The 12,477-nt window shown below is 73.3% G+C and carries 9 protein-coding genes; 5 read left to right on the top strand and 4 right to left on the bottom strand.

All coding sequences use genetic code 11. The features are described from left to right. Window positions 1–106 precede the first annotated feature (106 nt). Window positions 107–763: a DUF998 domain-containing protein gene (locus EW117_RS02825; RefSeq protein WP_129783446.1), complete on the top strand. Its 657-nt coding sequence runs from the start codon at window positions 107–109 to the stop codon at window positions 761–763. Between the two features lie 114 nt (window positions 764–877). Here the strand turns inward: EW117_RS02825 and EW117_RS02820 are convergent, their stop codons facing one another. Beyond that, window positions 878–3,250, bottom strand: a complete 2,373-nt coding sequence (locus tag EW117_RS02820) for a tetratricopeptide repeat protein (RefSeq protein ID WP_129783444.1) — start codon at window positions 3,248–3,250, stop codon at window positions 878–880. Continuing rightward, entirely contained in the window at window positions 3,247–5,097 is a 1,851-nt protein-coding gene (locus tag EW117_RS02815) for an HSP90 family protein (protein WP_129783442.1), read from the bottom strand. The genes EW117_RS02820 and EW117_RS02815 overlap by 4 nt, the downstream gene beginning before the upstream one ends. Window positions 5,098–5,276: 179 nt before the next feature. Here EW117_RS02815 and EW117_RS02810 point away from each other — a divergent pair, with 179 nt between their 5' ends. Continuing rightward, window positions 5,277–6,095 carry a DUF4328 domain-containing protein gene (locus EW117_RS02810; RefSeq protein WP_129783440.1) on the top strand — a complete coding sequence of 273 codons (819 nt, stop codon included), beginning with the start codon at window positions 5,277–5,279 and terminating at the stop codon, window positions 6,093–6,095. A 38-nt stretch (window positions 6,096–6,133) separates the two neighbouring features. Then, window positions 6,134–7,144 carry an adenosine deaminase gene (add, locus tag EW117_RS02805; RefSeq protein WP_129783438.1) on the top strand — a complete coding sequence of 337 codons (1,011 nt, stop codon included), beginning with the start codon at window positions 6,134–6,136 and terminating at the stop codon, window positions 7,142–7,144. Window positions 7,145–7,157: 13 nt separating this feature from the next. On the opposite strand, the gene EW117_RS02800 is transcribed toward add, so the two are convergent. Further along, window positions 7,158–7,745, bottom strand: coding sequence for a TetR/AcrR family transcriptional regulator (locus EW117_RS02800; RefSeq protein WP_129783436.1), 588 nt, complete (start codon window positions 7,743–7,745; stop codon window positions 7,158–7,160). 68 nt (window positions 7,746–7,813) lie between these two features. Between EW117_RS02800 and EW117_RS02795 the strand changes: the two genes are divergently transcribed. Next, window positions 7,814–8,263, top strand: a complete 450-nt coding sequence (locus EW117_RS02795) for a hypothetical protein (RefSeq protein WP_340641066.1) — start codon at window positions 7,814–7,816, stop codon at window positions 8,261–8,263. A 97-nt stretch (window positions 8,264–8,360) separates the two neighbouring features. Continuing rightward, a complete protein-coding gene (locus EW117_RS02790) occupies window positions 8,361–11,165 on the top strand; it encodes an FtsK/SpoIIIE family DNA translocase (RefSeq protein WP_242504052.1) in 2,805 nt (934 codons plus the stop codon). A gap of 26 nt (window positions 11,166–11,191) precedes the next feature. Here the strand turns inward: EW117_RS02790 and EW117_RS02785 are convergent, their stop codons facing one another. Beyond that, entirely contained in the window at window positions 11,192–12,463 is a 1,272-nt protein-coding gene (locus EW117_RS02785; RefSeq protein WP_242504051.1) for a CapA family protein, read from the bottom strand. Window positions 12,464–12,477: the final 14 nt, after the last annotated feature.

The raw sequence follows: 12,477 nt of genomic DNA, 5'->3' as shown, positions 1-12,477 counted from the left end.
GGTGGACGGTTCACGTGTACGTGTACGGCGCTCAGTTTGCGCGGCCGCCGTCGTCTACCTCGTAGGACGCCGGCGGCCGGCTGGCGGGACAGGTCCGGAGGACGAGATGGCACAGGAGATGGAGTTCGACAGAGCGGCCGCGGTGACGCGATCGATGCTCGGGTGGGGTGTGGTCGCAGGGCCGTTCTACCTGGTGATCGGGCTGGTCCTGGCGCTCACCCGCGAAGGCTTCGACTTCTCGCGCCACCCGCTCAGCGTGCTCATGCTGGGCGACGGCGGCTGGATGCAGATCACCAACCTGGCGCTGAGCGGTCTCATGGTGTTCGTCGCGGGTGTGGGCATGGTCCGCGCGGGCGCGCGCGGCACCGGGATCGCGGTGGGCATCTACGGCGTGGCGATGGTCGCGAGCGCGATCTTCCCGCCCGACCCGATGCCAGGGTTCCCGCCCGGGCAGGACGGCGCCACGACGCCGGGGATCTCCGGCATCCTGCACCTCGCGTTCGGCGCCATCGGGTTCATCGCGTTCGGTGTGGGCGCGTTGCTGCTCGGCGGGTGGCTCGCCCGGCACGGCGAGCGCGGGCGCGCGGTCTGGTCGCGGGTCGCCGGTGTCGTGATCCTCGTGGGCTTTGTCGGCGGGGTCGCCCTGGGACCTGCCGGAGTGGGCGGAATCTGGCTCGCCGTCGTGGTCGGGTTCACCTGGCTGCTGCTCGCGTCGATCCGGCTGTACCGCGAGGTGCCGCACCCGGACGTGGCGCGCCGCTGACGGTCGTCCGCCGGAGCATGGCCTGCCGGCGACGACGGGCCACCCAGCCACACGGCCGCGGCCGCCGCCCGACCGGGCTCCGGTCAGGCGGCGACCTGCGTCAGGCGACCTGCATCAGACGGTGACCAGGTCGCGGATCCAGCCGGCGTGGCCGCGGAACCCGCTGAGCTCCTCGTCGCCGTCGACCTTGGCCTCGACCGCGGCGACCAGCTCCAGGCCGCGCGCCGTCTCGCCCGACTCGACGGCTAGCTCGGCGGCGAGGAGGGCACCCCGGCACCAGCGCGCGGTGTCGTCGGACTCGCGAAGGAGCGACTCGGCGCGGCCCGCGAAGGATGCCGCCTCCGCCAGGCCGCCGTCGTACAGGCCGCGGAAGCGGCCGGTCTCCAGGTCCTCGTCGGCGATGACCCGGGCGTGCTGCTCCAGCGTCTCGGGCAGCTCGGTCCGTAGCTCCGCCAGTTCGTCCGGGTCCGTCGCGTCGGCGAGCGCCGCTTCGCATACCCGGGTGGCCCCGGTCATGATGCGGCTCGCCTCGGCGGCGTCGCGGTCCCGGACGGCCCACGCCCACGCGCGGGTCGCGCGGAGCTGCCGCCGGGCGTCGCCCACCTCTGCCCACAGATCAGCCGCCCGCTCGTAGGCGAGCTCGGCCGACAGCTTCTCGCCCGCCTTGTCCAGGGCCTCGGCGGCGAGGTTCGCGAGCATCGCGTGGTCGGTCTGCTCGGGCCAGTGCTGCGCGGTCTGGGCCGCGGCCAGCCAGTGCTGGGCTGCCTCTGCCGGCTCGTGCCGGTTCATCGCGCACTCGCCGAGCCACCAGCGGACCTGCACCAGCGTGCCGTCGCCGTGCGCCTCCGGGGACGGGTCCAGGTCGGACAGCGCCTGTTCCAGCACCGGCGCCGCCTCGTCCAGACGGCGGCCGGCCATGAGGTGCCCGCCCAGCCGGACCCTGGCCACCACGGCGGAGCCTCGGTCGGCCAGATCGGCCCAGGCCACCGCTTCGAGCGCGTGGTGGACGGCGGCCGACAGGTCCTCGTCGGCGGCCAGGAGCTCGGAGAGCTGCAGGTGCGCGACCATCCGCCACCCGGGCGGAGCCGCGTCGCCGGCGCGGTCGATCGCCTCCGCCATCGCCGACCGCATCCCGGCCAGGTCCTCGGCGTCCCGGGCGGTGTTGTACCGGTCGATCGCCTCGCTGACGCCGGCGGGCATGGCCGGCTCGTCATCGTCGTCCGGGTCCGGGGTTCCGGTCCCGTCCGAGGGCGCGCCGTCGGCCGTCGGCCCGGTGGCAGGCCCGGTGGCAGGGCTGGCGTGCGGTTCGGAGCCAGGCTCGCCGGCAGACCCGGCAGCCGGTCCGGCGTCGGGAGCGTCGGACTCCGCCGTGGGCAGCACCGCGCGCAACCCCAGCGGCAGCCGGTCGAGCAGCGGCTCGGCGTCCAGGCGGGCCAGCACCCGCTCGCTGACCGCCGTCGTGCCGTTGCGCTCGTCGAACCGTGCCGCCAGGGCGAGCGCCTCGGCCCGGGTGTGCCCGGCGAGCTCGGCGGCCGTCCAGGTGCGGCCGGCCGGGCCGGTGACGTGGAGGTCGCCGCGGCCCCGTGCGACCAGCCGATCCATGAGCAGCGCGACGACCGCGTAGAACCCCATGCGGGGTTCGGGTTCGCCATCGGCCTGGAAGTAGGCGGGGGTGTCGGCGAGGAGCTCTAGCCCACGCGCCTCGTTCCCGGTCAGCGCACAGAACTCGACGTGCCGGGCCACCGACGACATCAGGCTCTCGGACCCCTTGACCATGGGGTAGCCCCGCAGGTGGTTGGCCCGGGCCTCGTCGAGCCGGCCCAGCCGGACCAGGGGGAGCAGCGAGCGCGACAGCGCGCGGTGCGGCTCCTCGGCGCACGTCTGCCGGCCTGCGAGCACCGGCTCCCAGTGCTTCACCGCCTTCGCGTCGGATCCCGCGTCGGCGTAGAACTCGCCCTGCCGGGCGGTCTCGCAGGCGTGGCAGTCGGCCATCTCACCGCGCTCGGCGGCGAGCCAGCCGTCGAACGCCCGCTGCGCGCGTTCAACATCGCCCACGTGGTCGGCGACGTAGAACTCCGACATCCGCACGGCGCGCTCGGTGTGGCCCGCCAGCCGGTACCGGCGGTCCATCTCGGCGAGCCAGTTCTCGATTGCGGTCATCGGCACCTGGGGCAGGTCGAGCATGCCCGTGGTCATCCACTTGAAGTCCCAGAACAGCGAGTGTGTGCTGGACCGGTCGAAGACGCTCGGGTCCTGGTCCCACAGCCGCAAGGCCCGGGCGAACGGGACGAGGGCCTTGTGCCGGTCCGCGCTGAACTCGTAGGCGCTGATCAGGTGGAAGAGCGCCCGGACCTCGGCCTGCGGCCCGATCTGCGCCGCCTGGTCGAGGATCTTCTCCGCAGCCGCCGCCTGCGACGTCCCGTGGGGGCGCTGCCTGTTCTCCCAGATGGCTTCCTGGAGGGTCGCCAGGTCGGTGATCTCGCTCATCGGTTGGTCTCCTGCGTGTCGTCAGGTCGGTCGTCGCGTGCCGCAGGGGGCGTGGGGGTGGCCCACTCCAGCAGCTCGCCGAACGCGCGGTTCACGAGTGCCTGGTCCACGGGCCGCAGCGGCCGCCTGGCCTGGAGCAGCGACTGCCCGTACAGGGCCTCGACCGCGACGCCGGTCAGATCGGCGTCGGGCAGGGCGGCGATGCGCCGGACCAGCGGGTTGAGGTGGTTGAGCACGAGCCGGGCTCGCGGCGCCTCGTCGCGCAGCGAGCCCAGGATACCGGCCCAGAGGTCGTCGGCCTCGCCCTCCGCCTCGGCACGGGCGCGCTCGTGCCGCGCGGACCGGTCGTCCAGATGGACGGCTGGCAGCGCCGCCGGATGGAACGCGCGCGCGACGACGTCGCAGTCCAGCGGGTCGAGCCGCACGCGGGCCGTGGCGAGGAACGGCGCGAGCGCCAGCTCGGCCGCCGGGTCGAGGTGGTCCAGGTGCGCGGTCACCACCGACGCGTCGAGCTCCTCGACGACGATGTCAGGCCTGGCGAGGGGGAGCGCCTCGACGAGCGCGGCGTCGTACGTGTACCCGCCGTTCACGACGGCCATGCCCTGCGCCGCCGCGATTGCCGAGACCTGCCGGAACTCGTCGACCGTGCGCGTGAAGTGCACGGTCCGGTGCCGGCGTGCCAGGTCGTCGAGCGTGAGCTCGCCCTCCGACGTCTCGAAGGGCAGCCAGGGGAGCATGGTGCGCAGGACGTCGTCGTCGTGCAGGGCGAGGGCCTTGACACCCAGGTGGTGCACGGCGAGGAAGCGCCGCAGGCGCTCCGGCGAGGCGGTCGCGAGCTGCGCGAGCCAGGCCCGGACCCGGTCGCCGAGCGCATCGCGGACGGCGGCGAGCGTCTCGTCCTCGTAGAGCTGCTCGCGGCTGGCCGTGGGCCGCAGCGAGTCGGTGTCGAGCACGCACCGCACGAAGAACGCCCAGTCCGGCAGCAGGGTCTCCGCGCGGTCGGTGAGCAGCATGCCCTTGAGGTGCACGCGGTGCCCACCGCGCTGCGCCGGGCTGACGACGCCCGGCAGCACGTAGGCGACGCCGCGGATGCCGACCAGAGGCAGATCGAGCTCTATCGAGTCCAGGGGGGCGAACCCGAAGACGTCCTGGCAGTACGCCGAGAGCGCGGCGGCGCGCGCCGTCGGGCTGGTGTGCTCGGCCTCCCACGGCGGGCGCTGTCCGGTGGTCGGCTTGTCGCCCACCCGGACGTCGTAGGGCAGGAGCGCCCCGAAGTCGGCGGCGAGGTCGGCCACCGTGGACGCCTCGAACCATTGCTCGCTGCCGCGGCGGGCCTCCAGGTGCACGGTCGTGCCCGGCTCGGGGTGCGCGGCGGCCTCCAGGGTGCGGACCGTGTACGAGCCGTCGCCGCGCGCCACCCACTCGACGGGCAGCGCGTCCGGCGTGCGCGCCGACCGGCTCACGACCCGGATGGTCTCGGCCACGACGAAGCAGGCCAGCAGGCCGATGCCGAACTGGCCGAGGAACTCCTTGCGGGCCTCCTGGAGCCCGTCCCGTTTCGAGCTGCGGCCGATCGTGGCCAGCAGCTGGTGCACCTCGGGCTCGCTCAGCCCGACACCCGAGTCGGTGACCCGCAGCGCCGAGCCGGTCGCCTCGATGCGCACCGTGCCGGGCGCGCCGGCATCGAGGGCGCGCCGCGCGGTGATCGCGTCGACGCCGTTCTGGAGCAGCTCGCGCACGTAGACACGCGGGCTGGCGTACAGGTGCTGGGACAGCAGGTCGACCAACCCGCGAAGGTCGACCTGGAAGGTGTGGGGTGCTTGCGCCGGGGTCTCTTGCGTCGTCATGGTTCGCGAAATGCTAGTGGCGCACTCTGACAGTCCCCACGAAAGTGCCGCCCCGGTCACGCGATCTCGACGGGGCGTCGCGGGTTCACCCACAACTGGGTGGCGGGTTCACCCGCAGGCGGTAGTTACCGGACATAGCGGTGTGAGTACGGTGGCAGGGAACACACCGGAGGCCGTTGATGTCCGATCCGCGTATTCCCCAGAACGGTGCCACCCGCTGGGGAGGTTCCGACCCGAGGCAGGGCGCGCAGCCCTACCCGGAGCCGGCAGGTAGCCCGGCACACCCGCAGTCGCCGTACGCCGAGCAGTACCCGGGGCAGCCCTACCCCGGGCAGCATGCCGCCCAGCACGCTGCCGACACCGGGCAGCACCGCGTGCCGGCGGACGAGGCCTACCCGCCCGCGCGCCACCGCCTGCCCGGCAAGCCGCTGCCCGAGCCGCCCGCCGGGCTGGCCGTCGGTGCGATCGTCGCCGCGTGCTGCCTGCTCTTCGTCGAGCTGGCGGAGCTGGCGATCCTGCTCGTCACCGACGGCCGGGGCGAGGCCGCCGCCGGGTTCGGCTTCAGCCCGAGGTTCGACCCCAACAGCGACACCATCACCATCCTGTTCGGGCTGGCCGCGTACGTCGCCACCTGCATCTGGCTGCAGGCCGGACGGAGGTTCGCCGAAGCGGCGGACCCGACCGCGCGGTTCGCGCACGGCCGGGTCTGGACGTGGCTCGCCTGGTGGGTTCCCGTCGTCTTCCTCTGGTTCCCCTACCAGGTGGTCCGGGACATCCGGACAGCCGTGGTGCCCGACGACGACCGCCGGGTCAGCCTCGGCCTGTGGTGGTTCTTTGCGCTGCTGGCGGGCCTGCGCCTGATCGCCCCGTCCTCGGGCGAGGCGGAGGTCGCCGTCCGCTCCATCGCGGTGGTCGCGCTCACCCTCGCGTTCGCCCACTGGATCCGCATGATTCGCGAGATCACGCGAGCCCAGGAGCAGGCCGCCGGGCTCGGCTGAGCCCGGATCCGCGCGGCGACGGGACGTAACCTGCCCTCATGACCGCACCCGCACCGTCGTCGCGCCCGCCCCGCGCGGAGCTGCACCTGCACCTCGAGGGCACGCTGGAACCCGACCTGGCCTTCGAGCTGGCGGCCCGCAACGGCGTCCGGCTGCCCTATCCCGACCCGGCGAGCCTGCGTGGCGCCTACGACTTCCAGGATTTGCAGTCGTTCCTCGATCTGTACACCGCGAACATGGCGGTGCTGCGCAGCGAGGCCGACTTCGCCGACCTGACCCGCGCCTACCTGACGCGTGCGGCCCGTGCCGAGGTCCGGCACGCGGAGATCACCTTCGACCCGCAGGCGCACCTCGTGCGCGGGGTGCCCCTGGCCGCCGTCGTGGACGGCATAGCCGGCGTGCTGGAGCGCAGCGAGACCGACTTCGGGATCTCGACCCTGCTCATCGCCGCGTTCCACCGCGACCGCGACCCCGCGGACGCGCTCGACGTCCTGGAGCGGCTCCTCGCGACGGGCGCGCCGATCGTAGGTGTGGGCCTGGACAACGCCGAGGTCGGCTACCCGCCCGGCCTGTTCCAGGACGTCTACGCGCGCGCCGAGAAGGTCGGGCTGCGGCGCACCGCGCACGCCGGAGAGGAGGGGCCGGCGTCGAACATCCGGGACGCGCTCGACCTGCTGCACGCCGAGCGGATCGACCACGGCATCGCCGTCGTGCAGGACCCGGCCCTGGTCGCGCGCGTCGCGGCCGAGCAGGTCCCGTTCACCGTGTGCCCGGTGTCCAACGTGCGGCTGCGCGCCGTGCCGGCCCTGGCCGAGCACCCGCTGCCCGCGATGATCGAGGCGGGCATGCTCGTGAGCGTCAACTCCGACGACCCGCCGTACTTCGGCGCCTACGTGGACGACGTCGACGACGCCGTCACCGCGGCCTTCGGCCTCACCAGGGACCAGCGGGCGGCGCTCGCGGCGGCGTCGTTCCGGGGATCGTTCCTGCCCCCGGAGCGGGTGGCCGCCTATCTGACCGAGGTGGAGGCCTGGCGCGCGGGAGCCTGAGCCGGGGCGGGCGTCAGCGGCTCAGCAGCGCGGCCGCCACGGTCCCGCCAGCCTGCGCGAACGCGGTCGCCCGAGCGTCCTCGTCGCCGGGCAGCAGCCCCGCGAGCTCGAGCGACACCAGCCCGTGCACGAGCCCCCACAGCCCGAGGGCCGCACCCAGCACGCGCTCGGCCGGCGCGTCGTCGAGGGCGCGGGCGACGGCGTCGTGCAGCACCCGGAAGGTGGGGCGCTCGACGGCGGAGGCGGGGTCGCCGTCGGCGGGGGACACGCCCCGGTAGAACATGACGCGGTAGAAGTGCGGGTCTGCCAGGGCGAACGTCCTGTAGGCGACGCCGAGGGCGCGCAGGTCCGCCGCGGGGTCGTCGCTCTGCCCGACGGCGGCGAGGTGCTCGGCGAACCGCCGGAACCCCTCCTCGCTGACCGCCTCGACCAGCGCCTCGCGGGAGCCGAGCAGCGCGTAGACCGCCGACGCGCTCGTCCCGGCCGCGGCGGCGACCTTGCGCACGGTGACAGCGGCTTCGCCGTCGGCCGAGATCATTCGCGAGGTGACCTCGAGGAGCCGGTTGCGCAGGGCGTCGTCGTGCAGTCGGGGGCGGGCCATGCCGCGAGTCTAGAAGGCTTGACGGGCGTTTGCGAACGCTGTTTGATAACAGTGTTACAAAACAACGGATGGCCCACACCCACCTGGAGGACGTCGTGCTCGAGCTTTCGGACCCCGCCCGCATCACCGCGGGCATCGTGCTGCTGACCGTCGTCGGAATCGAGTCCGGCGGTTACTTCCTGCTCAAGGTCTTCGGTGGCGTCTTCGGCCGGAAGCCGGCGACCACTGACCTGCAGAAGAGCTTCTTCCGGGCGGGCCATGCCCACGCCGGCGTGCTGGTGATCCTCGGTCTGCTCTGCGTGCTCCTGGCGGAGGTGACGAACCTGACCGGGTTCGCGCACTGGCTCGCCGCCACAGGCGTGCTGTGGGCGGCGATCCTCATGCCGGCGGGCTTTTTCTTCTCAGCCATGGGGGAGGGGCGGACGACGCCGAACCGTGCGGTCGTGCTGCTCCCGATCGGCGCGGTGGTCCTCGCCGCGGGCGTCGTGACGCTGGCGGCAGGGCTGCTGATGGCGTGATCCGGGCGTTAGCGACATAGCGGACGACGGCCCGGTACAGGACACACCGTGAGGGTTCCTGGGCCGGGCCGCCGTCCGCGGTTACGGTGGCGACATCATGGCGACCCGCACGTCGGCCCGGCGAAGCTCCGGGAAGGGATCCGGGCAGGGCGCGAAGAGCGCCAAGCCCAAGGCCGCAGCGTCGAAGCGATCGACCCAGCGCCGGGGGGCTACCCGCCCGGCACCCAAGGCTGCGCCGTCCCGCCCGCCGTGGCCGGTCCGCGCGTTGCGGGGGCTGTGGATGGGCATGGCGCACGCCGTGGGCGGCGCAACCCGCGCCGCCGGGCCGCGCACCGCGCAGGACGCGCCCGACGGAGGTGCGCAGAACACAGGACAGCAGGGAGGGCAGGAACTGGAACCGGACCACCGGCGCGACGGCGTCGGCTTCGCGCTGCTCGCGGTGGCGGTGATCGTCGCCGCGCGCGAGTGGTGGGGCATCGACGGCGCATTCGGCGACGGCGTGCACGCGGTGGTCGCGGGCACATTCGGCATCGCGGGAGTCGCGCTGCCCGTGCTGCTGATGTGGCTCGCCTTCCGGGTCATGCGCCACCCCGAGCGCGCCCAGCAGAACGGCCGCGTGGCGATCGGGCTCAGCTTCCTGGTGGTCGCCACCTGCTCCCTGGTGCACATCAGCGCGGGCCTGCCCTCGCCCGCCCAGGGCTTCACCCCGGTGCAGGACGCCGGCGGCGTGATCGGCTTCCTCTTCGCGACCCCGGTCGTCACCGGCCTGACGCAGTGGTTCGCGATCCCGCTCTACGTCCTGGCCGGGTTCTTCGGCGTCCTCATCGTGACCGCCACGCCCGTGCACCGGATCCCCGCGCGCCTGCGCGGCCTGTACGACCGGCTCACCGGGAACCACCGCGAGACCGACGAGCTGACCGACGACGAGCTGGCCCTGGCAGAGGGCGTCTCACGGCACGACGGCACGGCCGGCACCAAGCGCCGCAAGCGGCGCACCAAGGCCGAGATCGCGGCCGAGAAGGAGCGCCTGGCCGGGTTCGTGGGCGACGAGGCCTTCGAGAAGGCCGCCGAGGTGGAGGCCGCCGAACGCGCCGCGAAGGCCGGCAAGGTCACCACGCAACGCATCCCGACCAGCGAGTCCGCGGGCAAGGTCACGGGCGCGCCCGCCATCGGCCCCGGCGTCCTGGGGCCTGACGGCGTGCGCGCGAAGCAGGCCAAGACCGACGGGCCGAGGCCGCCGGAGAGCGGCGAGCCCATGCCGCGGGGCGTCCAGCCCATGCTGGAGGGCGACACCGTCTACCTGCTGCCGGACGAGAACCTGCTGGTGCAGGGTCCGCCACACAAGGCCCGGTCGGCGGCGAACGACCGCGTGGTCGAGTCGCTGACCGGCGTGTTCGAGCAGTTCGGCGTCGACGCGAAGGTCACCGGCTTCAGCCGCGGCCCGACGGTCACCCGGTACGAGGTCGAGGTCGGCGCCAAGACCAAGGTCGAGCGCATCACCTCGCTGTCCAACAACATCGCGTACGCGGTGGCGAGCGCGGACGTGCGCATCCTGTCGCCCATCCCGGGCAAGTCCGCCATCGGCATCGAGATCCCGAACACGGACCGCGAGACCGTCGTGCTGGGCGACGTGCTGCGCTCCGGCGCCGCACGGCGCACCGAGCACGCCATGGTGATGGGCGTGGGCAAGGACGTCGAGGGCGGCTACGTGGTCGCCAACCTCGCGAAGATGCCGCACATCCTCGTGGCGGGCGCCACCGGCGCGGGCAAGTCGAGCTTCATCAACTCGATGATCACCTCGATCCTGATGCGCGCCACGCCCGAGCAGGTGCGCCTCATCCTGGTGGATCCCAAGCGCGTGGAGCTCACGATCTACGAGGGCATCCCGCACCTCATCACGCCGATCATCACCAGCCCCAAGAAGGCCGCGGAGGCCCTCGACTGGGTGGTGCGCGAGATGGACGCGCGGTACGACGACCTGGCGATGTTCGGCTTCAAGCACATCGACGACTTCAACACCGCCGTCCGCGCCGGCAAGGTCAAGCCGCTGCCCGGCTCCGAGCGCAAGATCGCGCCGTACCCGTACCTCCTCGTGGTCGTCGACGAGCTCGCGGACCTCATGATGGTCGCCCCGCGCGACGTCGAGGCCTCGATCCAGCGCATCACGCAGCTCGCGCGCGCCGCGGGCATCCACCTGGTGCTGGCCACCCAGCGTCCGTCCGTCGACGTCGTCACGGGCCTCATCAAGGCCAACGTGCCCTCGCGTCTGGCCTTCGCCACGTCGTCCGTCACCGACTCCCGCGTGGTGCTCGACCAGCCGGGCGCCGAGAAGCTCATCGGCCAGGGTGACGCGCTGTTCCTGCCGATGGGCGCGGCCAAGCCGATGCGTGTCCAGGGCGCGTGGGTCACCGAGTCCGAGGTGCACGAGGTCGTCGAGCACGTCAAGAGCCAGCTCAAGCCCGTGTACCGCGAGGACGTCGCCGCGCCGGCCGCTGCCAAGAAGCAGGTCGACGAGGACATCGGCGACGACCTCGACCTGCTGCTGCAGGCGACCGAGCTCGTGGTCACCACCCAGTTCGGCTCGACCTCCATGCTGCAGCGCAAGCTCCGTGTCGGCTTCGCGAAGGCGGGGCGGCTCATGGACCTCCTGGAGTCCCGGGAGATCGTCGGGCCCTCCGAGGGTTCCAAGGCGCGCGACGTGCTCGTGGCCGCCGACGACCTGCCGTCGGCGCTCGCGCTCATCCGTGGCGAGCAGCCGGCCCAGGTCTTCGACCAGTCGGCGTCCGACGACGACGGCGCTGCCGGCGCCTATGCCGCGGAAGACCAGTACGCCGACGGCACGGACGGCCACAGGCCGCCCGTCGCCGAGGACTACCACGACGACGCCGAGGCGATGCGCTGACCCTGCTACTTCGCGAATCAGCAGGGTCAGCGGTCGCGGGGGACCACGCGTGGCGGATTGCCTGTCGGACGGGGTGGCTTGCGCTGCTCGTCCGCGGCGCCGCCGGCGGCGCCCTGGGCGATCCGGAGGCGCTCGCGGAGCTCGGCGACGGTGAGCTGCCCGCTGCCCGGGTGCGCGAGCGCGTCGCGCGTGCTGCGCAGCCGGTGCCCCGCGTCGAGGTCGACGGTGGTGGCCGCCCAGCGCACGCCCCTGACCCGGGCGGGTTCGTCCGGCGGCTGCACGATGTCCGCGACCATCAGCAGCCCGACGGCGGTCGCCCACGTCCCGCAGCAGTCCGCGCTCTGGTTGGAGATCATGTTGCCGAGGCCGTAGGTCACCCACATCCCGTCACCCCGCGGGCCGCCGCGAAGCCGCTCGACCGGTTGCGGGACATGCGCGTGGTGCCCGATCACGAGGTCCACCTGCCGGGAGCTGGCCAGGGCTCGCGTCGTGTCGAGCTGGTGCGGGGTGGGCTCGGTGACGTATTCATAGCCGTCGTGCAGGCTGACCACCACGAGGTCCGCTCCAGCCGCCCGGGCGCGCTCGGCCTGCCGGACGATGCGCTTGGTGTTGATGAGATCCACCGACCAGTCGCCGCGGGGTGGGTCGTACCCGTTCAGGTCGTACGTCGCCGACAGGTGGGCGACCGTCACGGTCCGGCCGCTCCGGCGCAGCTCGTAGTACTGGGCACCGTGCGACTCGCGTCGGTTGCGCGCGGTCCCGACATGGCCCATCCCGGCCTTGTCGAGTGCCTTGAGCGTCGCCGCGACGCCGTCGTACCCGGCATCGGCCGAGTGGTTCGACGCCGTCGAGCAGCCGTCCCAGCCCTGCTCGCCCAGGTCGCGGACCAGCTCCGGCGGCCCGGCGAACACGGGGTAGCCCGTCGGCTCGACGCCCGGCGGCGCGACCGGCGCCTCCAGGTGGCACAGGGCCAGGTCAGCACCGGCGACCCAGGGATCGATCCCCGCCAGCAGCGGTGAGTAGTCGATGCCCGCCGGCCCGGTCGCGGAGTCGTTGAGCGGATCGTGGGGCAGGACGTCGCCCGCGGCGAGCAGCGTGAACTCGGCGTCCTGCGGCTCCGGTTCCGGTTCCCGGGTGGGCGTGGGCGACGGCGTCGGGCCGGTCGGCGAGGAGCTGGCACCCGGATCACCGGACGGAGCCGTGGTGCCCGGGCTCGACGTGCAGCCCGCGGCGGCGATGACGAGGGTGTGGCAGAGCGCAACGGAGACGAGGAACCGCAGGACGCGGACGGTGGTCACGTCCGGATGCTACG

The organism is Promicromonospora panici, from assembly GCF_900608595.1.
In the GTDB taxonomy this organism is placed as follows: Bacteria; Actinomycetota; Actinomycetes; order Actinomycetales; family Cellulomonadaceae; genus Promicromonospora; species Promicromonospora panici.
This window is presented reverse-complemented; position numbering and strand designations above follow the sequence as displayed.